Here is a 24,721-nt window from a genome sequence, read left to right as displayed (position 1 = left end):
TATGAATGTCGTCACCAGGCGAAGTGCATTTGCTTAGATCGGGGTGACGCGCGAGAGGTCGGGGTTGGCGACGAAGGCGGCGAATTCGTCGCGCAGCTGTTGTCCTTGCGATATCGCCTTTTGCCACTGGCGCGTGCGTTCGTCCTGGTCCAGCCCATAGAACTTGAAGTCCTTCCGGTCCGGCAGCTTGCCGCGCGGGAGCGTGCGCAGGAACTGCGGGGTCGGCGCGGCGATGATCACGTTGTCCAGCCAGTGGCGGTTGGGGCCCTTGTGCGCGCGGCGCCAGGGCAGCGATTTGTCCAGCCAGCCGGGCACGATCTCCGACGTGAAGTGCGGGTAGATCACCAGCTCGCCCGGTGCGAGGCGCGAATACGGCAGTGCGAGGTGGTAGTCGATGATGCCGCCGTCCCAGTACGCGCCTTCCGGCGCTTCTTCCAGTGCGCGCACGGCGGGCATGATCAACGGCAGCGTGCCCGAAGCGAGCAGTCCGGCTGCCAGGTTGCGCGGCGTGAGACTGGCGAAGTGGGTGGTGAAGACGTCCCAGCGCTCGCGCAGCCACGGCGCGGTGTCGCGCGCGTCGCCCAGCACCACGCGCTCCAGCATGGGCGCGAGGCGTTCGCGCGAGGCGAGGTTACGCAGCGCCGCTCCGGCGAAGCCCCTGATCTCGTGCAGGCGGTGCGACGGCGACGCCAGCGCGCCGCGTCCGCGGTTGGTAAGCAGGTGCAGCCGGTAGTGCGGGTGCGCGAGGATGTCTTCCTCGTGGCCGGTGACGAATTCGGCCAGCATCTTGCGGCAGACGGAATCGATTTCGGCCTGGTCGGGCCTGGCGGTATATCGCTGGCCGGCATACAGGTCGCCAAGGCGCTTGAAGCTGGCGGCGGGATCGCGCTGGCAGGCTGCGGCCATGCGCCACGCGCCGATGGACGAGCCGATCAGGGTGCGTTCGCGCGCTTCTGAAGGCAGCCACTCACCGAACATCCACTGGTCCAGGGACTGGAAGACAAGGCCCTTGGGCCCGCCCGCGGCGGCGGGAATGACGGCGACATCGCGGGCGCGCAGGCCGTGCGCGCGCAGCTGCTCCAGTGCGCGCGGACCGGCGTAGAAGTTCAGTGCACTCATGCCTGAATTATGTCGCAAACGGCGAGACGCCGCTTGCGCCCTGGCTACGAGCGGGCTGCGCTTGCCGTCGCCAGCTCCGCCAGCAATGCGGAGAGCTGCGGGATGTCGACCGGCTTGACGAAATGATGGTCGAAGCCGACTTCGGCGGTCGCGCGACGGTCCTGTTCCTGGCCATAACCCGTCACGGCAATGAGCGTGGCGCCTGCGGTTTCCGGTTGCGCGCGCAAACGGCGCGCGAGCTCGTTGCCATCCATGCCTGGCAGCCCGATGTCGAGCAGCATCACGTCCGGGCGCTCTTCGCGCGCACGCTCCAGCGCGCGCCGGGAGTCGTATTCGACCGCCACGGAATGGCCGGTCGATTCGAGGAACATGGCCAGCATGGCCGCCGCATCGACGTTGTCGTCCACGACCATCAGGCGCAGGCCGCCGCCGTGCACGCTGGCCAGCGGCCGCTCCGGTGCGCGCTCCTGTGGAGCGGGCGCCGCCACGCGCGGCAGGCGCACGATGAATTCGCTGCCCTGCCCCAGGCCTGCGCTATGCGCCGTGACCGAACCCCGATGCAGCTCCACCAGGCTCCTGACCAGGGCCAGGCCGATGCCCAGGCCCCCCTGCGAGCGGTCCGCGGTCCTCTGCGCCTGGCTGAACATGTCGAACACGCCTTCCAGGAAATCGGGCGCCAGGCCGATGCCGTTGTCCTTCACGGCGATCAGCACCTGACCGCCCTGCACCTCGATGCGCAGGCCGATATTGCCGCCCTCGGGCGTGTACTTGGCCGCGTTGTTGAGCAGGTTGGCGACCACCTGCACGAGACGGTTGGCGTCGCCCTCGATCCATGCGGGCTGCGGCGGCATATGCAATCCGATGTGGTGGCGTCGCGCCTCGATCAGCGGCCGCGCCTGTTCGACAGCGTCCGCGACGATCTTCTTGGCGTCCAGCGCGGCCGTCTCCAGCACGATGCGGCCCGTGGTCACGCGCGATACGTCGAGCAGGTCGTCGACCAGGCTGCTCATGTGGCGCACCTGGCGCGCGATCACGTCGCTGGTCTGGCGCACGTGCGCCTCGTCGATCCGGCCCAGGCGCAGCAGGTCGGCGGCAGCGCCGATCGGCGCCAGCGGGTTGCGCAGCTCGTGCGCCAGCATGGCGAGGAATTCATCCTTCCTGCGCGCAGAACGCTGCATGTCCTGTTCAAGGCGCTTGCGTTCGGTGATGTCCTTGAACAGGACCGCCACCAGCCTGGTATCCGACTCATCCGGGCGGAACGCATACAAGTCGTACCAGCGTTTCAGGTCGCGCGCCTCGTTCTCGAAGCGGACCGGCTCACCGGTGCGGGCGACGCTGCCGTAGATCTCGAACCAACGGCTCTCGTGTTCGGGCAACAGTTCGCGCACGCGCTTGCCCTCGACGTTATGCAGGCCGGTCTGCTCAACGAACATGGCGTTGACTTCGCAGTAGCGGTAATCGACCGCCCTGCCAGCCTCGTCGAAGATCATTTCGATGGTGCAGAAGCCTTCGTCGATGGAGTTGAACAGCTTGCGGTAGCGCTCTTCGCGCTGGCGCAACGAGGCTTCGAGGCGCTTCGATTCGTGCACGTCGGTCGAGGTGCCGAACCAGCGCACGATGGCGCCGGACGCGGGGTCGCGGTGCGGCTCCGCACGCACGAGGAACCAGCGGTAGTCGCCGGCGGCGGAGCGGATGCGGTGCTCGGTGATGAAGGTGCGCCCTTCGCGCGCAGCGTCCTGCCAGGCCTGCATGGTGGAAGCGCGGTCATCCGGGTGGACGAACTGCGCGGCGATTTCCGCAGCGTTCTCCTGGTTGGGCGATGCCCCGGTGTAGCGGTGCCACTGCGCATTGAAGAACTCGTGCCTGCCCTCGGAATCCGTGATCCAGACGATTTGCGGGATCGAGTCGGCCATCAGGCGAAAGCGCACCTCGCTTTCGCGCAGGCGCTGCTCGGACTTGACCTGCTCGGTCGAATCCCTGAAATACACGGCGAGGCCGGCCGGGGCCGGATAGGCATGCACCTCGTACCAGCGCGCCAGCCCGGGATAGAGGGCATTAAACGTGACGGGACGCTGATCGGCGACTGCGCGCCGGTACATGGATTCGAAGATGCTGTCGTTCGCGTCCGGGAACTCCGTCCACAAATTTTTTCCGATCAGCTCCCCGGGGTGCCGGTCGAGCGCGATTTCAGCGTGGCGGTTCAGGTAGGTAAAGCGCCACTCGCGGTCCAGCAGGAAGAACGCATCCGTGATGCTCTCCAGGATCGAGAGGGGATCTCCGACAGGCGGCTGTTCCCATTCGGTATTCCGGTCCAAGCTACCCCTCCGCGACATTGCACAATTTAACCGTGCAGTATAAAGCGCCGGCTGGAAGCGCGGCGCACGTCAGGCGCTGTGCAGCTGCATGGTTGCGATATCCATCTTGCCTTCGATGGCAAGCGGGATGATGCGCAGGCCCTTGTCGATGGTTTCCTCGATGAGGGCCTGCTCTTCCTTGCGCGGGCGGTGCAGCACGAAGTCGGCCACGGGCTGGGCCAGGCCGAGCGCGCGCGGGTGTCCGATCCCGATGCGCATGCGCCAGTAATCCTGGGTGCCGAGGGCGGCGGTGATGTCCTTCAGGCCGTTGTGGCCGCCGGAGGAACCGCCTTTCTTCATCTTGATGACGCCGGGCGCCAGGTCGAGTTCGTCGTGCACGACCAGGATCTCGTCGGGCGCGATCTTGAAGAAGCGCGCCAGTGCGCCGACCGACTGGCCGGAACGGTTCATGTAGGTCTGGGGTTCGAGCAGCCAGACTTCGCGGCCGGAGATGGTGGTTTTGGCGGCCAGGGCATTGAAGCGCGACTCGCGCTGCAGGCGGCAGCCGGGCTGCGAATTGGCGAGGTTGTCGACCAGCCAGAAGCCGGCGTTGTGGCGGGTTTGTTCGTATTCGGGGCCGGGATTGCCCAGGCCGACGATCAGGCGGATTGCCATGGAGTGCTTTGGTTCGGGAAAACGAGCATTATATGCGGGCGCGCGGGCTGCATCACGGCCATCCCCGGGCAAGCGCCAGCTCGAAATAAAAAAACCGGGCATGGCCCGGTTCTTCATTTCCCGCAAAAAGCGGGGGACGGTCCCCGATGGGGACAGTCCCCTGGACCTTAGAAGGCGACGCGCAGGCCGACGGAGACCTGGTCCACCTTCAGGCTGTCGCCTTCGCCCTTGGCGACTTTGCCGAAGTTCTCGTACTCGGCGACCAGTTTGACCGCGTCGGTGAACGCGTAGGCTGCACCCAGGCCGATGACGGCGCTGGTGTCCTTCTCTTTGGCGGTCTGGGTCACGCCGCCAATGCTGCCGCCGATTTCGGTACTGGAGCGGGCGACGCCCAGCTTGCCCAGCACGGAGAACTTGTCAGCGACCGGCACTTCGCCGACGACTGCTGCGTACAGCGACTTTGGCTTGGCCCATGCGGTGGCGCCGCCGCCCGAAACGCGGGTCTCGCCGAAGTTGACGTAGCCCAGCTCAACGCCAACGCCAGGCATGAAGTTGTGGCCGACGGCTGCCTTGAACGAGGTGTCCTTTTCCGACATCTTGGCGCCGTCCGCTTCCAGCTTGTGCTTGGCGCGGCCGACGGATGCGGAAACGTAGTTATCAGCTGCAAAAGCTGGGGCCGCGAATGCGGTTGCGATCAGTGCGATGAGTACTTTTTTCATGGGTTCTCTTTATTCGTTGTTAAAGGGAACTTGAATTATTGACCAGCTCGTCAGTTATTCAACACATAATTACACCTTGTTACGTTGTTGACAAAGTTCAACAGCAGGGCCAGGCCCCGGCCCCGAGGCACCAGCCCCGACGGAAATTGCCGGGCAAATGCAAAAAGCCCCTTGGCGCAAGGCGCACAAGGGGCTTCTCCGTCACAGGGGCGCAAGCCCCGGAACGATTACTTCTTTTCTTCTGCAGCAGCTTCAGCCGACACCTGGCCTGCCGGTACCGATGCGGTAGCGACGGTCTGGTCCATGCCGTGGGCAACAGCGGTCACGCCAGCTGGCAGGGTCAGGTTCGATACGTGGATCGACTGGCCTGCGTCCAGCTTGGACAGGTCGACTTCGATGAACTCTGGCAGGTCTTTCGGCAGGCACGACACGTCCAGCTCGTTCAGCACGTGCGAGATGGTGGCGCTGTGCAGCTTGACTGCTGGCGAGATCTCGGCGTTGACGAAGTGCAGGGCGACTTTCTTGTGCACTGGCTTCGATGCGTCGACGCGCTGGAAGTCAGCGTGCAGGACCAGCTGCTTGAATGCGTGCATCTGGAAGTCGCGCAGCAGGACTTGCTGGACGGCGCCGTCGATTTCCATGTCGAGGATCGACGAGTGGAACGCTTCTTTCTTCAGCGCGTGGAACAGCGCGTTGCCGTCGAGGGCGATCAGCACCGGGGCTTCTGCGCCGCCGTAGATGATGCCTGGGGTCTGGCCAGCATTGCGCAGGCGGCGGCTCGCTCCGGTCCCCTGCTCTTTGCGGTTGTATGCGACTACTTTCATGGTATTACTCCAAAAATGGCGGGCGGTAGGCCCGCGTTATAGAGTCCCCGCGACCAGGGACTCCTGAAAAGACGCTTGCGCGTCCAAAAACGGTAAAACCGTCACCCCAGCGTTCGCCGGGATGACGGTAGTGTGCTTCTAACTGACGTTGAACGATTACTCGTTGAACATCGAGATGACCGAGTCACCCTTGGTAATGCGTTTGAACGTTTCTGCCAGCAGCGGTGCGCAGGTCAGCTGGCGGATCTTGCCGCAGGCTGCCGCAGCGTCCGACAGCGGGATCGTGTCGGTGACGACCAGTTCGTCCAGCGGCGACGAGGCGATGCGCTCGATGGCCGGGCCGGACAGCACCGGGTGCGTGCAGTACGCGACGACTTTCTTGGCGCCGCGCTCTTTCAGTACTTCGGCTGCCTTGGTCAGCGTGCCTGCGGTGTCGACCATGTCGTCCATGATCACGCAGTTGCGGCCTTCCACTTCGCCGATGATGTTCATGACTTCCGACACGTTCGCCTTCGGGCGGCGCTTGTCGATGATCGCCAGGTCGCAGCCGAGGCGCTTTGCCAGCGCACGGGCGCGCACCACGCCGCCGACGTCCGGCGAAACCACCAGCAGGTCGTCGTAGTTGCGCTTCTGCAGGTCGCCCAGCAGGATCGGCGATGCGTAGATGTTATCGACCGGGATGTCGAAGAAGCCCTGGATCTGGTCCGCGTGCAGGTCCATGATCAGGACGCGCTCGACGCCGGCTTCTTCCAGCATGTTGGCAACCACCTTGGCCGAGATCGCGACGCGCGCCGAGCGCGGGCGGCGGTCCTGGCGGGCATAGCCGAAATAGGGAATCGCTGCGGTGATGCGGCCGGCGGAAGCGCGCTTGAGCGCGTCGACCATCAGCATGATTTCCATCAGGTTGTCGTTGGTCGGTGCGCAGGTGGACTGCAAGACGAAGACATCCTTGCCGCGAACGTTCTCGTTGATCTCGACCATGACTTCGCCGTCCGAGAATTTGGACACGACTGCCTTGCCGAGGGGAATACCGAGATTCTTTGCGACTCCTTCTGCCAGCGCCGGGTTTGCGTTACCGGTAAAAACCATCAGGTTTTCGTAAGCCATGGGAGTCCCAATGAAGAAGTGATTTTGAAAAAGCTTGAACTGGAGGGCGCGCTTGCGGCGCCTGCTTGCCGGGCCGGACACGTCGTATCGACGGCCCCGGGAAACGAATGGCAGGGGAACAAGGATTCGAACCTTGGTATGCCGGAATCAAAATCCGGTGCCTTAACCAGCTTGGCGATTCCCCTACGCAACCTACTGCTTGCTGCTGAGCCTGCTATTTTAACGTCATTCGCAGCAACAAGCCAAATTTTATTCTACAACCTGTTCACCCTGCAAGAGCGCCACCATTGGGTGCCGCTCGAGTGACCGGGCTTTCCAGGCGGTCCAGACACCGGTTGCTTTTTCAAGCACCGCATCGGCCTCGCCTTCCGTGGCAAACGCGCAGAACACGCACGCTCCGGAGCCGGTCATCCTTGCATCGCCAAACTGCCTGAGCCATTCAACCGCTTGTGCTACTGGCGGGAACAACCTGGTGGCGACGGGTTGCAAGTCGTTTTTTCCGAACTGCTCAAGCGCCTTGCGTTGCCCGATGTGTCTGGAAAAGTCCGATATTGTGACGGGTTTGGTGTCCCTTGTCAAATCCTGCGCGGAAAATACGGGACCAGTCGGCACGTGCACGCCTGGCTCGATGACAACATACCAGCACGGCGGCACGTCCACCGCCTGCATCGCCTCGCCCACGCCCTCCACGAACGCGGTGCGCCCGAACAGGAAGAACGGGATGTCGGCGCCCAGCGGCAGGCCAAGCGCGGCCAGCTCGGTACGTTCGAGCCCCGAGCCCCACAGGTGGTTGGCCGCCATCAGCGCGGTGGCCGCATCGGACGAACCGCCGCCAAGGCCGCCGCCCATAGGCAGGCGCTTGTCGACGGTGACGGAGATGCCCGGCGCTTTGCCGTGGCGGCGCACATGCTCTTCCTGCAGGCGGAGCAATGCGCGCACGGTCAGGTCCTGCTCTTCCGGCACGCCGGGCACGTCGTTCAGGCGGCGGATGTCGCCGTCGTCGCGCAGGTCGAAGTGCAGCAGGTCGGCACGATCGATCAGCGTGAACACCGATTGCAGCAAATGGTAGCCGTCCGCGCGGCGGCCGGTCACGTGCAGGAACAGGTTGAGCTTTGCCGGCGCGGGGCAGTTGTGCAGCGAACGCACGCTCATGCAGGATCGATAACGATGCGGATTTCAAGCGCCTCCGACTGCAGCGTGGCCGGACGCGACACGTCGATGCGCTTGGGGCGCACGCGCGTGGTGGCGTCGTCCTGCCAGGTGACGTAGCGCAGGCGCCAGCCGTCGCGGGTGGTGACTTCGCTGTTCGCCGGCGAGGCGACGAAGCGGCTGCCGTCCTGCGCGGTCGCATAGCCCTGCAGCCAGTCGCGCAGGCCCGACACCGGCAGGCGCCAGCCCAGCGCCTCGTTGGTCAGCGTGTCGATGTCTGGCGCGCTGCGTGCGACCTGGTCGGATTGCACGAGCGTCGCCTGCTGCGGCGTCACCGTGATCCTGGCGATGGTCTGGCCAAGCGGCGATGCCAGGCCCACGTCGACGCGCTCGCCCGCCTGTACCCAGTTGAATTTGCCGGACAGGGTTTCGGGGTTGCCGTCCTTGGTGTAGTTCACTGACAGGCGGCCATTCAGTTCGATGTTGTCGCTGTACGCAGCGACCGGGACGTCCGGCAGCCTGGCCGGAGCGGCGCAGGCCGACAGCAGCGCGGCCAGCGCAAGGGGGATCAGTGGATGAATTTTCATGCCTGCATTATCGCCCAAACATCAGAGCCTGACTTTCAGGCGGGCGAGCATGCGGCGCAGCGCCTCGTTCTTCGGGTCTCCGGTTCGCACTTCGCGCAGGATCTTGCGGGCTTCTTCCTTTTTACCGGCGTGCCACAGCACGTCGGCAAGGTGGACGCCGATCTCGGGGTCCTTGCGGCGCGACCAGGCGCCGCGCAGAAGGCGCTCGGCCTCGGCTTTTTTCCCGAGGCGGTATTCGACCCAGCCCATGCTGTCCATGATGAACGGGTCTTCCGGCGCCATCGCCATCGCCTTGGCGATCAGGCCGCGCGCTTCGCGCAGGCGAACGCCGCGTTCGGCCAGCGAATAGCCCAGGGCGTTGTAGGCATGGTGGGCGTCCGGCGCTTTCTGGATCACGGTGCGCAGCGACTTTTCCATCTCCGCGTGATGCCCTGCCCGTTCGGCCGCCAGGGCAAAGTCGTACAGCACGTCCATCTCGGCCGGGAAGCGCGCTACGGCGCCGCGCAGCAGTTCGTACGCTTCCTTGTGCATGTTTGCGTCGCGCAGGACCTGGCCTTCGGTCAGCGCCACCTGCACCTGGCCCTCCACGCCCAGCGGCTTGAGGGTCGCCAGCAGTGCGCGCGCGCCCTTGATGTCGCCCTTGCGGGCCAGCAGTTGCGCGCGCCGCAGCTGCGCCATCAGCACGGCCTCGGCATCCTCGCCATCGACCTTGTCCAGCCAGCTCTCGGCCTTGGCGAAGTCGCCGCGCTCCTCGGCTGCCTGCGCCAGCATCAGGTAGACGCGCGTGAGGTCGCGGCCTTCGTTCGGCTGGTACGACAGCGCTTCGACAAAGCGCGTCAGGTGCTTCTCGGCGGCGACGTGGTCGCCGAGGTGCATCTCCAGCATGCCAAGTGCGTACAGGGCGGCCGGGTCGTCCGGCTTGTCCTCGACGGCCTTGGCGAGTTCCGTGCGCGCCTTCGCATAGTCCTTGCGCTCGACCAGCGCGCGCGAATAGGCAATGCGCACTTCGCGCGCGTTCGGATGGGCCTTCAGGAAGCGCTCCAGCACCGCGATCGACGCCTCGTCGCCGCCGGCGGATTGCGCCAGCGCGAGCGCTGCCAGCTGCGAGTCGGGCTTCATCTCGAGCGCCCTGTTCGCATGCGTGACCGCCACTTCCCGCTCGCCCATGGTGTGCATGGCTTGCGACAGCACGATCTGGCCTTCGAAGGTGGCCGCGTAAGGCTGGGCCAGGCGCTCCATCACGCGCGCGCCGGCCTTCTTGTCGCGGCTGCGCGACATCAGCTGCTGCGCTTCGAACAGGGCCCGTCCGCGCGCGTCGCCATCGGCCCTGGCGATGCGGTCGCGCAGGAGCTGTTCGACCACGTCCAGTTCGTTCCCCTGCAGCGCCAGCGCGAGCTGGTACTGCTCCGCCTCCTCCGATGCGGGATCGAGTTCGCGCCACAGGCGCACGGCAGCCATCGTGTCGTCGAGGCGGCGCACCGCCAGCGCCATCTCGGCGGCGCGCTTGGCCAGGCGCGCGTCGCGCGACTGTTGCGCGGCGGCGTACATGGACAGGTAGGCGGCCTCGTAGCGGCCTTCGCGGAATTCCATTTCCGCCTTGGTGACGCGGTACATCAGGTCGCTGTTGGCGGCGGGTGCTGCGGGCGCGGCCTGCTTGGGCGCGGCGGCTTCAGGCGCCTGCGGGGCGACGGCGCAGGCGGACACCAGCGCGGACAGGGTTACAATGGCGAGGGCGGTTTTCAAGGCGGTTGTCGAATGAATAAAACTTGATTCTACGCCCATCGGCGCGCGCGTGTCCCCACCGGAAGCGCGGCCTAATATCCGTTTAAGAATGCACCGCGGACGGTAGCCGCCCTGGCGGCCTTATCGTCCCCCATTCCTTCACATCCAATGCCAGAACTTCCAGAAGTCGAAGTCACCCGGCGCGGTGTCGCGCCACATATCGAAGGCCGCACGGTCGACCGTGTGGAGATGCGCCGCGAAGGCTTGCGCTGGCCGTTCCCTGAGGAGCTGGACCAGTTGCTCGCCGGCCGGACGGTCCTGCACACGGCGCGCCGTGGGAAGTACCTGCTGATCGTGTTCGAGCATGGCACGCTGATCGTCCACCTGGGCATGAGCGGCCACCTGCGCGTGCTGCCCGAAGGGACGCCCGCGAACAAGCACGATCATTTCGACCTGGTGGTGCGCGATGCGCAAGGCGTGCAGGTGCTGCGCCTGACCGATCCGCGCCGCTTCGGCGCGGTGCTGTGGCATCCGGCCGGCGAAGGCCCGGTCGACGCCCACCTGCTGCTGCGCGGCCTTGGCGTCGAGCCCCTCGGCGAAGCCTTCTCCGGCGAGCTGCTGTTCCGCGCCACGCGGCGCCGCAACGCGCCCATCAAGCAGGTGCTGCTGGCGGGCGACATCGTGGTCGGCGTGGGCAATATCTACGCCTGCGAGAGCCTGTTCCGCGCCGGGATCAACCCGAAAACCGCCGCCGGGCGCATCAGCCGCGCGCGCTACGACCGGCTGGCAGAGGCCATCCGCGCCATCCTGGCGCAGGCAATCGAGCGCGGCGGCAGCACATTGCGTGACTTTATTAACGTAAACGGTCAATCAGGATATTTCCAGCAGGAATATTTCGTCTATGATCGTGCTGGTGTGCCATGCCGCGTCTGCGGCGCCCCCGTGCGCCAGATAAAGCAGGGGCAGCGCTCCACTTTTTATTGTGTAAATTGCCAGAAATAAGACGAACGAGGGCACCGTGAGCAGAATGGTCCAGGATTTTCAGGAATACGGCGCGTGGCGCGACAATGTCGCCCAGGCCCTGTCCCGCTACCAGGCGTGGGTGCAGCGCGAGGAACTCGCCGACGGCGCGTCGCAGCAGCGCATCGAGCGTGCGCTGGCGCGGCTGGCCGACGACAAGCTGTCGGTCGCCTTCGTCGCCGAATTCTCGCGCGGGAAATCGGAACTGATCAACGCGATCTTCTTTGCCGATTACGGCCAGCGCATCCTGCCCTCGGCCGCGGGCCGCACCACGATGTGCCCGACGGAGCTGATGTACGACCCGGCCTACCCGCCCAGCATCCGCCTGCTGCCGATTGAGACGCGCGCCGAGAACCTGTCCACCGGCGACTACCGCGATACGCCGGAAGCCTGGACCGTGTTCGGCCTGGACCTGAACGCGGGCGAGGCGATGCACGAGACCTTCAAGCAGGTGTCGCGTACCCGCCGCGTGCCGGTTGAAGAGGCGCGCAGCTACGGCCTGCTGGACGAAAACGATCCGCACGCGGGCGAGTCCGACGATGGCATGGTCGAGATCTCGCTGTGGCGCCATGCGATCATCAACTTCCCGCACCCGCTGCTCAAGCAGGGGCTGGTGATCCTCGACACGCCGGGCCTGAACGCGATCGGCACCGAGCCGGAACTGACGCTGAACCTGATCCCGAACGCGCACGCCGTGCTGTTCATCCTGGCTGCCGAAACCGGCGTGACCAAGAGCGACATCGATGTCTGGCGCACGCACATCGGCGCGGGTCCCGGCCGCGTGGTGGTCCTCAACAAGATCGACGCGATGTGGGACGAGCTCAAGACCGACGGCGAGAACGAGGCCGAGATCGAGCGGCAGGCCGGCAGCGTGGCGGGCCTGCTCGGCCTGGCGCGCGAGCAGGTATTCCCGGTATCGGCGCAGAAGGCGCTGGTGGCCAAGATCAACGGCGACATGCCGCTGCTGGAAAAGAGCCGCATCGCCGAACTGGAAGCGGCGCTGTTCAACGAGCTGATTCCGGCGCGGCGCGACATCATCCGCGAGCAACTGGCAGTCGAGATGGACCAGCTGGTGGCGGCGCAGAACGCGGCCCTGACCACGCGCGTGCGCGACATCGTCGAGCAGCTGCAGGAACTCAAGGGCCTGCGCGGCAAGAACCAGAACGTCATCGCGCACATGATGAAGCGCGTGGACGCGGAGAAGAAGGAGTTCGACGGCAGCCTGTTCAAGCTGCAGGGCACGCGCGCGGTGTTCACCCGCCTGTCGACGGAGCTGTACACCACGCTCGGCATGGACCTGGCCAAGCAGGAAATCGCGGCCGTGCGCGAGCAGATGGAAAGCAAGCGCTTTGGCTTCAACGCCGGCATGCGCGAATCGGTGCGCGACTTCTTCGACCAGATGAAGGCCAACCTGGACGCGTCGAACGCCAAGACCATCGAGATCTCCTCGATGATGGAATCGATGTACCGCAAGTTCAGCAGCGAGCATGGCCTGCAACTGGCCGTGCCGATGGCGTTTTCGCTGGACCGCTACCGCCGCGAGATCGACCGCATCGAAGCGGCTTACCACAAGCAGTTCGGCACGGCGACGATGCTGATGACCAGCCGCGGCGTGCTGATCGACCGCTTCTTCGACACCATCGCGTCCAGCGTGCGCAAGGTCTTCCGCAGCGCGAACGCGGATGTGGAAGCGTGGCTCAAGGTCATCATGGCGCCGCTGGAAGCGCAGATCCGCCAGCACAAGGAACAGCTCAAGCACCGCCTGGCATCGATCCAGCGCATCCACGATGCGACCGACTCGCTGGAGCAGAAGATCGCCTCCTTCGAAGCGAGCCAGGCCGAGCTCGAGGCGATGCGCGCCACCCTGTCCGACCTGGCAGGCGGCGTCTCGCTGGCGATGGATTCGCAAATGACGGCGTGGGAAGCGGCTGCGTGAAAAAAGTCGTGCTGCCCGGCGACGATGCCGCGCTGGTGGATCCCTCGTTTTCGTCCGCCGTCATCGCATGGCAGAAGCAGCACGGCCGGCACGCGCTGCCGTGGCAGAACACCCGCGACGCCTACCGCGTCTGGCTTTCCGAGATCATGCTGCAGCAGACCCAGGTCGCTGCGGTGCTCGGCTACTACGCGCGCTTCCTGGAGCGCTTCCCTACCGTGTTCGACCTCGCCGCAGCCCCATCGGAAGACGTGATGGCGCAATGGAGCGGGCTTGGCTACTACACCCGCGCGCGCAACCTGCATGCGTGCGCGAAGCGCGTGGTGGACGAATACGGCGGCGAGTTCCCGAGCGACCCCGGCCTGCTCGCGCAGCTGCCCGGCATCGGGCGCTCCACCGCTGCGGCAATCGCCGCGTTTTCCGCCGGCGTGCGCGCCGCGATCCTCGACGGGAACGTGAAGCGGGTGTTCGCGCGCGTGTTCGAGGTCGACGCCTATCCGGGCGAGAAGAAGGTCGAGGACGCGCTGTGGCGGCGGGCCGAAGCGCTGCTGCCTGGCGAAGGCATCGAAGCGTACACGCAGGGACTGATGGACCTGGGCGCGACGCTGTGCATGCGCAGCAGCCCGGATTGCGTGCGCTGCCCGCTGAAGGACCGCTGCGGCGCGCATGCGTCGGGCCGCACGGCGGAACTGCCGGTGCGCAAACCGAAGAAGGCCAGTCCGGAGAAGCAGGCTGCCATGATGATCGTGATCGACAGCGGCGAAGTGCTGCTCGAGCAGCGCGCCGATAGCGGCATCTGGGGCGGCCTGCTATCGCTGCCGGAGCTGGCGGGGCACGGTGCGCTGGACGAGGCGGCCGGCATCGATGACGTTGTCGGCGGCGCGCGGCGCTTCGGCGAAGTGGAAGAAGTCGAACCGCTGCTGCCGCTGGTGCACGTGTTCACGCACTACAAGCTGCACATCGCGCCGTACCGCGTGGCGCTCTCCCGGCGCGCCGACACGCCTGCCTCGCACGTGTGGTGGAGGCTGTCCGAGACGGATGCCGCCCCCCTCCCCGCTCCCGTGAAGAAGCTGCTCGCCCAGTTCGGCAGCGCCCGCCTGTTCTAAGGCGACGGCCCGGAGTTGGCCGTATTTGCATGCAGATCGCCGCTATACCGTCGCGTTAGCATCAATTCGGCCCAATAAAGCGGCGACATGCACCGATCCGCGCAGATCGCCACGGATCGCCGCAGATCGGCAAAGAAAGGCACAGTTAGCGACGGTCGTCGGGGGATAGCCCCCTTCGCTGCTCAAAGATCGTCGAGGGAATAGATGCGGCGGTGCTCGCGGATCGCAAAACGGTCGGTCATGCCGGCGATGTAGTCGGCGATCTTGCGCGCCTGCTTCGTTTCGTCGCCGCCCACCACGTAGTCCGGCGGCAGCAGGTCGTGGTCTTCCATGAAGGCGTCGTACAGCTCGCGCACGATGCGGCTCGCCTTCACGCGCATCCGGTTCACCATGTAGTGCCGGTACAGGTTCTTGCGCAGGAAGCGCTTGAGCTCCGTCGCGTCCTTGCGCATCGGGTCGGAAAAGCGGATCAGCGGCGGCGCCGCGCGCACGGCGTCCACGTCCTTCGGCGCGGCGTCGGCCAGCAGGCCCGCCGAGGTGTGAATCAGGTCGTCGGCCAGCGCCGTAATGATGCGGCGCAGGGTCTCGTAGATGGCGCGCCGTCCGGACAGCCCGGGATACGTGCGCTGCGTGTCCAGCCAGTGCCGCGCGAAGAAATCCACTTCCTCCAGCTGCGCGATCGTGATCAGCCCCGAGCGCAGGCCGTCGTCGATGTCGTGGCTGTTGTACGCGATTTCGTCGGCCAGGTTGGTCAGCTGCGCTTCCAGCGTCGGCTGGGTGCGGTCGATGAAGCGCTGCGCCACCGGCCCCAGTTGCTGCGCGTTGGTCAGCGAACAGTGCTTGAGGATGCCCTCGCGCGTCTCGAACAGCAGGTTCAGGCCGTCGAACGCGCCGTAGTGCTCTTCCAGCGTGTCGACCACGCGCAGGCTTTGCAGGTTATGCTCGAAGCCGCCGTGGTCCTTCATGCATTCGTTCAGCACGTCCTGGCCCACATGGCCGAACGGCGTATGCCCGAGGTCGTGCGCCAGCGCGATCGCTTCGACCAGGTCCTCGTTCAGGCGCAGGTTGCGCGCCAGCGAACGGCCGATCTGCGCGACTTCCAGGCTGTGCGTCAGGCGCGTGCGGAACATGTCGCCTTCGTGGTTGAGGAAGACCTGGGTCTTGTACTCGAGCCGGCGGAAGGCGGAACTGTGGATGATGCGGTCGCGGTCGCGCTGGAATTCGCTGCGCGATGCGTGCGACGGTTCGTTGAAGCTGCGGCCGCGGCTCGTTTCCGAATGCGCGGCGTAAGGTGCGAGATGCTGTTCGGGTCCCATCATGCTGTACATGCCTCGATCGTGGCGGTGAGCAGTTCCTGCGGCACCGGCTCGATCACTGCCTTGCCGAGCGGCTTGAGCAGGATGAAGCGGATCGCACCGCCTTCGTTTTTCTTGTCCACTTCCATCAGTTCGATCCAGCGCGCCAGCGGCATCGCCGGGGCTGCGACCGGCAGCCCGCTGGCGGCGACCAGAGCCTTGATGCGTCCGGCCTGCTGCTCGTCGATGTAGCCGAGCCGGCGCGACAGGTCGGCCGCCATCACCATGCCGCAGCCCACCGCTTCGCCATGCAGCCAGGCGCCGTAGCCCATGCCCGCTTCGATCGCGTGGCCGAAGGTATGGCCGAAATTGAGGATGGCGCGCAGGCCGCCTTCGCGCTCGTCCTGGCGCACGATGTCGGCCTTGATCTCGCAGGAGCGCGCAATCGCGTGGGTCAGCGCCGCATGGTCGTGCGCGCGGATGGCGGCAACGTTGGCCTCAAGCCAGGCGAACAGTTCAGGGTCGGCGATGGCGCCGTGCTTGATGATCTCGGCCAGCCCGGCGGACAGCTCGCGCGCAGGCAGCGTGGCCAGCGACGCGGTATCGGCCAGCACCGCCTGCGGCTGGTAGAACGCGCCGATCATGTTCTTGCCGAGCGGGTGGTTGATGCCGGTCTTGCCGCCCACCGAGGAATCGACCTGCGACAGCAGCGTGGTCGGCACCTGCACGAAGGGCACGCCGCGCATGTAGCTCGACGCGGCGAATCCGGCCAGGTCGCCGATCACCCCACCGCCCAGCGCCACCACGGTGGTCTTGCGGTCGCATTTGTTGGCAAGCAGCGCGTCGTACACCTGCATCAGGGACTGCCAGTTCTTGTGTTGCTCGCCGTCCGGCAGCACCACCTGAATCACCTGCTTGCCGGCAGCGCGCAGCGCGCCGGCGACGGCATCGAGGTACAGCGGCGCGACCTTGTCGTTGGTGACGATGGCGGCGCTGCGGCCCTTGACGTAGCGCGCGGCCAGGCCGGCGACGCCCTCCCCGATCAGGATCGGATAGCTGCGTTCGCCCAGTTCGACGGTGATGGTCTTGCTCGGTTCTTCGGTCATCTGCTTCGCCGCAGGCCGGGCCGCGCGGGCTTTCTCGTGCGCGGCCAGCTGCGTGAGTATGGTCTGGACCATCGATTGTACGTTAGGGCGGCCGGTATCGACCACGACGTGCGCAACCTCGCGGTAGAGCGGCTCGCGCTGCGAGGACAGCTCTTCCAGCCGGCGGCGCGGGTCGGCCGTCTGCAGCAGCGGACGGTTCTTGTCGTGCGCGGTGCGGGTGAGAATGGAATTGATGGAGGAGCGCAGGTACACCACGGTGCCGCGCTCGCGCAGCAGGGCGCGCGTGCCCGGATCGAGGATGGCGCCGCCGCCGGTCGCCAGCACGATGCCGTCCTGCTCGGTGAGCGAACGGATCACATCGGCTTCGCGGCGCCGGAAGCTCGCCTCGCCTTCTATTTCGAAGATCCAGGGGATCGAGGCGCCGGTGCGGGCCTCGATCTCGTGGTCGGAATCGACGAAGCGCTTGTTCAGTTTGCGGGCGAGCAGGCGACCGATGGTCGTCTTGCCCGCCCCCATGAGGCCTACCAGGAAGATGTTCCCGGTCACTCGGAGCGGAAGTTAAACGAGGTCACGACCTTGCGTGGCGTCTCCAGGGTCACCGCGAACGAGCCGGATTCGCAGGTGTCGTCCGGGGTCACGACGACCGAATGGAAGGTGCCGCCGATGGCCGACGTCGATGGAATACGGCTCGGCGCAGGCGACTTCGGCTGCAGCTTGGACGCGCCGGCAATGCCGACCACGCTATCGGCGGGCATTGGATTGTTTCTGTCGTCGAACAGGCGGAACACGATCGTTTGCTCCTTGCATGAGGTGCCAGCCACGCCGAGGATCAGGGACGGATCGCCGTCGCCACCAGTCCAGTCACGGCACACGCCGTTGCTGCAGACCTGGCGCACGAGATGCGCGTCCGAGCCGCTGAAGACCATTTCCATAGACTGGCGGATGTAGTTGATGCCCCACTTGCCGTCGCCCGCGTTGCTGTAAGTCTGGCGATTATACGGGAACGGCAGGTCGTGCTTGACCGGATCGAGCACGCCATCCAGGGTGCCGCCGGAGCGCACGCCGCTGGTGATCGCGTGGTCGCCCGTGTCGAGGAAGGCATCGGCCTGGTCGGCGAACGGCTCGCCGCCGGACGCGCAGGAATCGACCAGTGGGCGGTACACGGTGCCGCTGCCGATGACCGGATTGGCGCACGAGTACATGCCGTCGCCGTTCATGTCGGTGAAGTTCTCGATGCCTTGTGCATAAGCCAGCACGGTCACGCGGCCGTTGAGCGGACGGAATTCCTGGCTGCGCAGGGTGACCGAGCAGCCGCCGTCCAGCGTGGTGCAAGCGCCCTGCGCCGACGAGCCGATCGAGCCGCCTTCGGTGACGAAGTTGATCGCGGTGCCGTCCGAAATCGGGTTGCCGTACTGGTCCGCCATCATGACGGTGACAGTGGCGGTCGTGCCGTCGTAGTTCGCGCCTTCGATGTTGAGTGCGTTGGTGCTCATCGACATCGACTTCTGGATCGGCAGGCCGGTAGAGATGGTCAGGGTATCGGACAGGCCGCTGATGGTCGAGCCGCCGCGCGTCGCTTCCGCGACCACGCGCACCGGAGTCGGAATGGTGCCCGACGAGACCACGGTGGCCACGTTGCCCTGCGCGTCGGTAGTCGCCTTGAGCGGCGACACGGTCAGGCCGCCGGTATTGGTGGTGGCCTTGAAGTTGACGTCCACGCCGGCCAGGCCGTTGTTATGCTGGTCGACGACCTTGAAGGTGACTTGCGCCGACTCGGAGCGTCCGAGGCCGCCCGAACCGCGCAGCACGATCGACGAATTGGACACGCTGGAGCCGACGAAGTTGATCGCGCCGATCGAGGCCGGGCTGACGTCGAGCTGGATGGTCTGGACCGAGTTGCCGATCGAGGCGGTGATGGTGTCGCGGCCGCGCAGGCAACCCTTGTTCGTATAGGTCGCGGTCTGCACGCCGTTGGCGAGCGAGCCCTGGACCAGGGTCGCGGTACCGTCGCCCGCGCACAGCGAGGACAGGTTCAGGCCGGAGACGCTGTTGGCAGGCTGGCCGCCGCTGGTCACGGGCACGTTCAGCTGCACGGTGCTAAAGGCAGGCAGCGGGCCGGTCGGCACCGGCGACAGCGACAGCGCGCCCAGCGTGAGCGGAGCGGCGCCAACGGCCATGTTGACCGACGCGGAGCCGGTCAGGCCATCGATGACGGAAGTGGCACTGATCGACAGCGCGCCTGCCGCCTGGACGGAGGCCGGCGTCACCGAGGTGACCGCCACGCCGTTCGCATCGGTCAGCGCGGACGGCGGAGTGATGGAGACCAGGCCGGAGGTGGACGGGGCGAAGGTGACGACTGCGTTCGGCACCAGTGCGCCGGTGCCGGTCTTGACGGTCGCGCGCAGCGTGCCGGTCTGTGCGCCGGACAGGCTGTTGATCGCGGCGCCGGTGCCGTCGACCAGCGCCAGCGTGACGACCGGGTTGGCCGGCGTCGGGTTGGTGGTGCCGCCGCCAGGGTTGCTGCCGCCGCCGCCCGGATTGGGGACGACGCCGGTGGAGCCGGGATTGCCGCCGCCACCGCCGCAGGCGGTCAGCAGCGCGGCCAGCGCGAGGCAGGAGTAGAAGGCTGGACGGGCGAACATCGGTTTTTTCTTGGACTGCATTTTCTTATCCCTGGTTTTTCGGCTGCGGTGACTTGTTCTTCTTGATCCAGCTAACAAGCTGGGGACGGTCCCCGCCGGGGACAGTCCCCCTCCACTTTACCGGTTGGAGATGCTGTCGGTGACGATCTTCGGCGTGATGAAGATCAGCAGTTCGGTCTTGTCGTTCAGGCGGCCTTCGGTCTTGAACAGGCGGCCCAGCACAGGCACGTCGCCAAGGAACGGCACCTTGGTTTCGGTGTTGCGCTCGGACTGCTGGTAGATGCCGCCCAGGACCACGGTGCCGCCGTTTTCGACCATCACTTTGGTCTTCACGTGCTGCGTGTTGATCGCGAAGCCGGCCCGGGTGTCTTCGCCGCGCGAGTCCTTGTTCACGTCCACTTCCAGCACCACGTTGCCGTCCGGCGTAATCTGCGGCGTCACTTCCATGCGCAGGTTGGCCTTCTTGAAGGTGATCGAGGTGGCGCCGCTCGAGGTGGCGACCTGGTACGGCAGTTCGATACCCTGCTCGATCACGGCCACGGCCTTGTCTTCGGTGACCACGCGCGGGCTGGAGATGATCTTGCCCTTGCCGTCCGCTTCCAGCGCCGACAGTTCCAGGTTCAGGAAGCGGTTGGACGCGGCCGAGAACAGCGAGAACGCGACGGTGGCCGGCGGGATGGTGCCGATCGACGCGGCCGGCAAGTTCACCAGCTGGGTGTTGTTGAACGAGTTGGTGTCGAGCGCCAGCTGGTTGGTGGTCTGCCCGACGCCGTTCATGTTGCCGCCGAGGGCCAGGCGGTTGCTGTCGCTGACGCTGTAGCCCGCATCGCCGCCACGGATGGCGCGCATGTCGGCGAAGCCCAGCTTGGCGCCGAGGTTACGCGAGAAGGTGTCCGATGCTTCCACCAGGCGCGCTTCGATCAGCACCTGGCGCGACGGGATGTCGGTCTTGAGGATCAGCTTGCGGATGTCTTCCAGCTTGGAGGCGATGTCGGTCACGAACAGCTGGTTGGTGCGCGGATCGACCACGGCGCTGCCGCGCTTGGACAGCACGCTGCCGTTGCTGCCGCCAGTGCCCGGTGTGGTGGCGCCGCTCGCATCCAGGCCGAACACGGAGCGGAACGCTTCCACTTTCTGGTAGTTCAGCTGGAAGATCTCGGAGCGCAGCGGCTCCAGGTCGGCGATCTGGGCGCGCTGCTCCAGCTCCAGCTTTTCCTTGGTCAGCAGTTCTTCCTTCGGCGCGATCCACAGCACGTTGCCGTTCTTGCGCATGTCCAGGCCCTTGGCCTGCAGGACCACGTCCAGCGCCTGGTCCCACGGCACGTCCTTCAGGCGCAGGGTCAGGTTGCCGCTGACGCTGTCGCTGGTGATGATGTTCAGGCCCGAGATGTCGGCGATCGCCTGCAGCGCGGCGCGCACTTCCACGTTCTGGAAGTTGAACGAGAGCTTCTCGCCGCGGTAGCCCTGGGTGCCCTGGGTCAGGCGGTTCGGGTCTTCCTTGATCGGCTTGACGTCGATGACCAGCTGGGTGTCGCTCTGGTACACGGTCTGTTCCCACAGGCCCTGCGCGTCGATCGTCATGCGCACGTTATCGCCTTGCGGGACGGTGGTGATCGATGCTACCGGGGTGCCGAAGTCGGTCACGTCCAGGCGGCGGCGCAACGTCTCCGGCAGCGAGGTCTTGAGGAAGTCCACCAGCACCTTGTCGCCCTGCTGGCGCACGTCCACGGCCACCTGGCTGTTCGGCAGGTCGACCACGATACGGCCCTCGCCGTTGGCGCCGCGGCGGAAGTCGAGGTTCTTGAGCGCCTGGCGCGACGGCACCGGCGCCGCCTGGGCGATCGGCATGCCGCGCGAATCGACCGCCTGGGCCACGCCGCCAGATCCGTCCACGGTCACGATCACGGCGTTGCCGTCGATCGCGGTGGCGAAATTGAGCGGACGCTTCAGGTTCAGCACCAGGCGCGAGCGCTCGCCCGCTTCGACCACGTTGATGCTGCGCAGGTCGCCGAGGTTGAGCTCGCGGGTGGTGCTGCCGGTCGCGTTGACGGTCTTGCCGAAGTCAAGCGCGATGCGGGCCGGGTTGGTGATCGAGAAGCCGATCGGCAGCTTGGCCGGCGGGTTCTTCATCTGCACCTTGAGGATCACGTTGGAACCCTGCTGGTTCGCGGTGATCGATTCGATCGCGTTGTCCTGCGCCGCGACGGCGCCGCTTGCGACGGCCAGCATCACCAGCGCGCCGTAGCGGAGCGCGCGCTGTACCAGGCCATGCCCTGCGTTGAGAGTTGTTGCGATCATCAGTTCTTCTCCTTGCCTTCTAACAGCTCAAGCTTCGTCATGCGTTCGACCCAGTCGCCTGTGGCGTCCTGCACGGTTTCGCGGATATCGACCGCAGTTTCCGACACGGACGTCACGACGCCGTAGTTTTGTCCGATGCGCTGGCCCACCCGCACCTGGAACACCTGGCGGTCGATCTGCAGCAGCGCGTAGTTCACGCCGCTCTTGCGGATCGCGCCGACCATGCGCACGGTATCGAGCGGGAAGTATTCGAGCGGCTCTTTCGGCCGGTCCTGGTCGGGGCGGTTGGCGCCGCCGGAACGGGCCAGTTCGACCAGCAGCTTCTCCTGGCTGAACGGATCGACCACGTCGGTGTGCATGTAGGCGAACGGGATGAACGTCTTCGGTTCCGACAGCGGCTCCACCGAGAGCTTGGTCTGCTTCTCGGTCTTGGCCATCCACTGGCGCACTTCGGCGACGTCGCTGTCGCTGCAACCGGCCAGCAGCGCGCACGCCATCAGCGGGGCTGCGAATAATCGTGCGGTCCTGGTCATTTGGCCGCTCCCTTCTTGGTGCTCTTCTTGCCCTTCTTGCCCTTCTTGCCCTTGCCGCTCTTCTCCTCGGCCACCTTCTGCTGCGCGGCAGCTTCTTCAGGATCGAGGTAGCGGAAGGTCTTGGCGGTGGCGTCCAGCGTCAGCACGCCGTCGCGGCTCACCAGCGCCAGGTTGTTGAGCGTGACGATGCGCGGCAGGTTGGCCATGTCGCTCGCGAACGAGCCCAGGGCGTGGTAGCTGCCGGTGACGCGGATCTCGATCGGCAGCTCGGCGTAGTAGTCGCGCAGCACGACCGCGCCCGGCTTGAACAGCTGGAACTGCAGGCCGCGGCCGATGCCGGCCTGGTTGATGTCCGACAGCAGCGCGGCCATCTCGGCCTTGCTCGGCAACTGCTTCTCGAGGCGCTCGACGTAGCGGTCGACCTGGATGCGCTGCTTCTTCAGTTCTTCCAGGTTGATGGCCTGGCCGATCTTCAGCTGGTATTCCTGGCGCAGCTTGGTTTCCTTGCGCACCAGCGCCTCCAGCTCTTCGAACTGCGAATTCCAGTACAGGAAATAGCCGGCCACGGTGACCGCGGCGACGATGCCGGCGGCGATCAGCAGGCGCGGGGCCAGCGGCCACTGGCCGGGATGGCGGCCGCCCAGGTCCCGGAACTGGGACGCGAGCGATTCGCCGAGGTTCTTGAAATCGATATTCATTTGTCCTTACCTCCCCGCCGCAGTGGTGGTCGCAGCGGTAGCGGCGGTCGAGACGGCGGCCGCACCGGTCGCGGTGCCGGGCGCGCCTGCGGCGTCCTTGTCGCGCGGGCGCTTGACCGCGACGGCGAGCGTGAATTCGACCACCTTGCGGCCGGCCTTGGCGCCGCCGGGCAGGTCGATCGCCTTCACTTCGGACAGGTCCGGGCGCTCCAGCCACGGCGAGCCCGAGGACAGGTTGCGCAGCAGTTCCGCCACGCGCTCCTGAGACTGGGCCACGCCCGTCATGACGACGCGCTGGCCGTCCTGGCGGAAGTTCTTGAGGTAGACGCCGTCCGGGGTCTGGCGCACCAGCTCGTCGAGCAGGTAGACCGGCTGGTTGCGGTCGCCCTGCAGGTCTTCCACGGCCTGCTGGCGTGCCTTCAGGCCTTCGATCTCCTGCATCAGGGTCTCGATTTCGGCGATCTTCTTGTCCAGTTCAGCGTTCGCTTCGACCAGCACGCGGTTGCGCTCTTCCTGGATCGAGACGCGGCTGGCGTTGTAGGCGCCCACCAGCAGCACGATGGCCAGGCCAAGCACGCCGCCGGCGGCCAGCAGCGCGACGAAGGCCGCCTGCTTCTGCTTGCGCCGCGCCTCGCGGTGCGGCAGGAGGTTAATACGGATCATCAGTCAAACCTCCTGAGCGCCAGGCCGCATGCGACCAGGTAGGCGCTGGCTTCGGCGCGCAGCTGCGATTCACGCACGGTCGGCGCCAGCTGCATGCCTTTGAATGGTGAAACGACCGCGCTAGAAATCTTGGTGCGCCCGGCCACGATGTCCAGCAGGCCTGGCAGCATGGCGCAGCCGCCGGCCAGGTACAGCTGGTCGACGCGGGTGTACGGGGTCGAGGTGTAGAAGAACTGGATCGCGCGCGTCACTTCCAGCGCCGCATTCTCAAGGAAGGGCTGGAGCAGGTCGGCGCGGTAGTTTTCGGGCAGGTCGCCGGAGCGCTTCCTGGCTTCCGCTTCCTCGAAGGTCAGGCCGTAGGCGCGCACGATGTCCTGAGTCAGCTGGTTGCCGCCGAACGGCTGCTCGCGCTCGTAGATGGTCTCGCCGTCCAGCATTACCGAGATGTGGGTCACTTGGGCGCCGATCTGGAACAGCGCCACGATCTGGCCGGCGCCGGACTGCGGCAGCTGCGCGGTCACGCGGTCCAGCGCGGCGCGGGCGGCGTAGGATTCGATATCCATCACGACCGGCTTGAGGCCGGCCGCTTCGGCAATCGCCACGCGGTCCTCGACCTTTTCGCGGCGCGACGCGGCCAGCATCACTTCCACATCGTCCGGCGAACTGGCGGCCGGGCCGATCACGTCGAAGTCCAGGCTCACCTCGTCCAGCGCGAACGGAATGTACTGGCTGGCTTCGGATTCGACCTGCACTTCGAGCTGGTCTTCCGACATGCCGGCCGGGAGGATGATTTTCTTGGTGATCACGGACGCGGGCGGCATGCCCATCGCCACGTTCTTGATGCGCGTGCCGCTCTTCTTCCAGACGCGGCGCACCGCCTCGGAAACCTGCTCGATGCTTTCGATATTGCCGTCAACCACGGCTCCGCGCGGCAGCGGCTCGCTGGCATAGCGCTCCAGCCGCACGTCGCGGCCTTCCATGGACAGCTCGACCAGGCGGACGCTGGACGTGCTGATATCCACCCCTACCAGGGGCGGACTCTTTTGGCCGAATAATGTTCCCAGATCGACATTCACGCGCGCACTCCCTCGCTACCCGTTCCAACAGCTTGAATCCTGCAAGTATTGCCATGCAGAACTATTAAATAAAAGCCGAAATGGGGGAATTCGTTTATAAAACCGCCATTTAGACAGCATACGTAAGACACTACGTTAAATCGTAGCAATAAGCG

20 protein-coding genes and 1 tRNA gene are annotated in these 24,721 nt (G+C 65.8%); 3 read left to right on the top strand and 18 right to left on the bottom strand.

Features of this window, described 5'->3' with window-relative positions; genetic code table 11:
* Nucleotides 1–33: 33 nt before the first annotated feature.
* The 10 genes from ACFSQR_RS03000 to ACFSQR_RS02955 form a co-directional block, all read right to left on the bottom strand.
* Complete coding sequence (locus tag ACFSQR_RS03000) at nt 34–1,119, bottom strand: patatin-like phospholipase family protein (RefSeq protein WP_377727955.1); 1,086 nt, start codon at nt 1,117–1,119, stop codon at nt 34–36.
* A 44-nt stretch (nt 1,120–1,163) separates the two neighbouring features.
* Nucleotides 1,164–3,434 (bottom strand): PAS domain S-box protein, encoded by a 2,271-nt coding sequence (locus tag ACFSQR_RS02995; protein WP_377727952.1) that lies wholly within the window; start codon nt 3,432–3,434, stop codon nt 1,164–1,166.
* A gap of 69 nt (nt 3,435–3,503) precedes the next feature.
* Nucleotides 3,504–4,088: an aminoacyl-tRNA hydrolase gene (gene pth / locus ACFSQR_RS02990; protein ID WP_377727950.1), complete on the bottom strand. Its 585-nt coding sequence runs from the start codon at nt 4,086–4,088 to the stop codon at nt 3,504–3,506.
* A 167-nt stretch (nt 4,089–4,255) separates the two neighbouring features.
* On the bottom strand, nt 4,256–4,807 hold the full coding sequence (locus ACFSQR_RS02985) for an outer membrane protein (RefSeq protein WP_377727948.1): 552 nt from the start codon (nt 4,805–4,807) through the stop codon (nt 4,256–4,258).
* Between the two features lie 227 nt (nt 4,808–5,034).
* The gene (locus ACFSQR_RS02980; protein WP_377727946.1) at nt 5,035–5,631 is read right to left on the bottom strand and encodes a 50S ribosomal protein L25/general stress protein Ctc; all 597 of its coding nucleotides are present in this window, start codon (nt 5,629–5,631) and stop codon (nt 5,035–5,037) included.
* A 156-nt stretch (nt 5,632–5,787) separates the two neighbouring features.
* Nucleotides 5,788–6,738: a ribose-phosphate pyrophosphokinase gene (locus ACFSQR_RS02975; RefSeq protein WP_377727944.1), complete on the bottom strand. Its 951-nt coding sequence runs from the start codon at nt 6,736–6,738 to the stop codon at nt 5,788–5,790.
* Nucleotides 6,739–6,846: 108 nt separating this feature from the next.
* Nucleotides 6,847–6,923, bottom strand: a tRNA-Gln gene (locus ACFSQR_RS02970).
* 64 nt (nt 6,924–6,987) lie between these two features.
* Entirely contained in the window at nt 6,988–7,890 is a 903-nt protein-coding gene (ispE, locus tag ACFSQR_RS02965) for a 4-(cytidine 5'-diphospho)-2-C-methyl-D-erythritol kinase (RefSeq protein WP_377727942.1), read from the bottom strand.
* On the bottom strand, nt 7,887–8,474 hold the full coding sequence (locus tag ACFSQR_RS02960) for an outer membrane lipoprotein LolB (protein ID WP_377727939.1): 588 nt from the start codon (nt 8,472–8,474) through the stop codon (nt 7,887–7,889). The genes ispE and ACFSQR_RS02960 overlap by 4 nt, the downstream gene beginning before the upstream one ends.
* A gap of 21 nt (nt 8,475–8,495) precedes the next feature.
* Nucleotides 8,496–10,217, bottom strand: a complete 1,722-nt coding sequence (locus ACFSQR_RS02955) for a tetratricopeptide repeat protein (protein WP_377727937.1) — start codon at nt 10,215–10,217, stop codon at nt 8,496–8,498.
* Nucleotides 10,218–10,364: 147 nt separating this feature from the next.
* Here ACFSQR_RS02955 and mutM point away from each other — a divergent pair, with 147 nt between their 5' ends.
* From mutM to mutY, 3 genes are read left to right on the top strand one after another with little or no spacing between them, the layout of a single operon-like run.
* A complete protein-coding gene (mutM, locus tag ACFSQR_RS02950) occupies nt 10,365–11,198 on the top strand; it encodes a bifunctional DNA-formamidopyrimidine glycosylase/DNA-(apurinic or apyrimidinic site) lyase (protein WP_377727934.1) in 834 nt (277 codons plus the stop codon).
* 25 nt (nt 11,199–11,223) lie between these two features.
* Nucleotides 11,224–13,152 (top strand): dynamin family protein, encoded by a 1,929-nt coding sequence (locus ACFSQR_RS02945; RefSeq protein WP_377728301.1) that lies wholly within the window; start codon nt 11,224–11,226, stop codon nt 13,150–13,152.
* Nucleotides 13,149–14,255 carry an A/G-specific adenine glycosylase gene (mutY, locus tag ACFSQR_RS02940; protein WP_377727932.1) on the top strand — a complete coding sequence of 369 codons (1,107 nt, stop codon included), beginning with the start codon at nt 13,149–13,151 and terminating at the stop codon, nt 14,253–14,255. Before ACFSQR_RS02945 ends, mutY begins: the two co-directional genes overlap by 4 nt.
* Before the next feature lie 182 nt (nt 14,256–14,437).
* Here the strand turns inward: mutY and ACFSQR_RS02935 are convergent, their stop codons facing one another.
* The 8 genes from ACFSQR_RS02935 to ACFSQR_RS02900 form a co-directional block, all read right to left on the bottom strand.
* A complete protein-coding gene (locus tag ACFSQR_RS02935; RefSeq protein ID WP_377728300.1) occupies nt 14,438–15,571 on the bottom strand; it encodes a deoxyguanosinetriphosphate triphosphohydrolase in 1,134 nt (377 codons plus the stop codon).
* Nucleotides 15,571–17,172 carry a bifunctional shikimate kinase/3-dehydroquinate synthase AroKB gene (gene aroKB, locus ACFSQR_RS02930; RefSeq protein WP_377728299.1) on the bottom strand — a complete coding sequence of 534 codons (1,602 nt, stop codon included), beginning with the start codon at nt 17,170–17,172 and terminating at the stop codon, nt 15,571–15,573. The genes ACFSQR_RS02935 and aroKB overlap by 1 nt, the downstream gene beginning before the upstream one ends.
* 26 nt (nt 17,173–17,198) lie before the next feature.
* Nucleotides 17,199–19,319 (bottom strand): hypothetical protein, encoded by a 2,121-nt coding sequence (locus ACFSQR_RS02925; protein WP_377727930.1) that lies wholly within the window; start codon nt 19,317–19,319, stop codon nt 17,199–17,201.
* A gap of 96 nt (nt 19,320–19,415) precedes the next feature.
* Nucleotides 19,416–21,527: a type IV pilus secretin PilQ gene (gene pilQ / locus ACFSQR_RS02920; RefSeq protein WP_377728298.1), complete on the bottom strand. Its 2,112-nt coding sequence runs from the start codon at nt 21,525–21,527 to the stop codon at nt 19,416–19,418.
* A 68-nt stretch (nt 21,528–21,595) separates the two neighbouring features.
* Nucleotides 21,596–22,129 carry a pilus assembly protein PilP gene (locus tag ACFSQR_RS02915; RefSeq protein ID WP_377727927.1) on the bottom strand — a complete coding sequence of 178 codons (534 nt, stop codon included), beginning with the start codon at nt 22,127–22,129 and terminating at the stop codon, nt 21,596–21,598.
* On the bottom strand, nt 22,126–22,827 hold the full coding sequence (locus ACFSQR_RS02910; RefSeq protein ID WP_377727924.1) for a type 4a pilus biogenesis protein PilO: 702 nt from the start codon (nt 22,825–22,827) through the stop codon (nt 22,126–22,128). Before ACFSQR_RS02910 ends, ACFSQR_RS02915 begins: the two co-directional genes overlap by 4 nt.
* Before the next feature lie 6 nt (nt 22,828–22,833).
* Nucleotides 22,834–23,490, bottom strand: coding sequence for a PilN domain-containing protein (locus tag ACFSQR_RS02905; protein WP_377727922.1), 657 nt, complete (start codon nt 23,488–23,490; stop codon nt 22,834–22,836).
* Nucleotides 23,490–24,512 carry a pilus assembly protein PilM gene (locus ACFSQR_RS02900; protein WP_377727920.1) on the bottom strand — a complete coding sequence of 341 codons (1,023 nt, stop codon included), beginning with the start codon at nt 24,510–24,512 and terminating at the stop codon, nt 23,490–23,492. The genes ACFSQR_RS02905 and ACFSQR_RS02900 overlap by 1 nt, the downstream gene beginning before the upstream one ends.
* Between the last annotated feature and the right edge of the window lie 209 nt (nt 24,513–24,721).

Origin of the sequence: Pseudoduganella sp. GCM10020061, assembly GCF_042683405.1 — a bacterium.
GTDB lineage: Bacteria > Pseudomonadota > Gammaproteobacteria > Burkholderiales > Burkholderiaceae_D > Telluria.
This window is presented reverse-complemented; position numbering and strand designations above follow the sequence as displayed.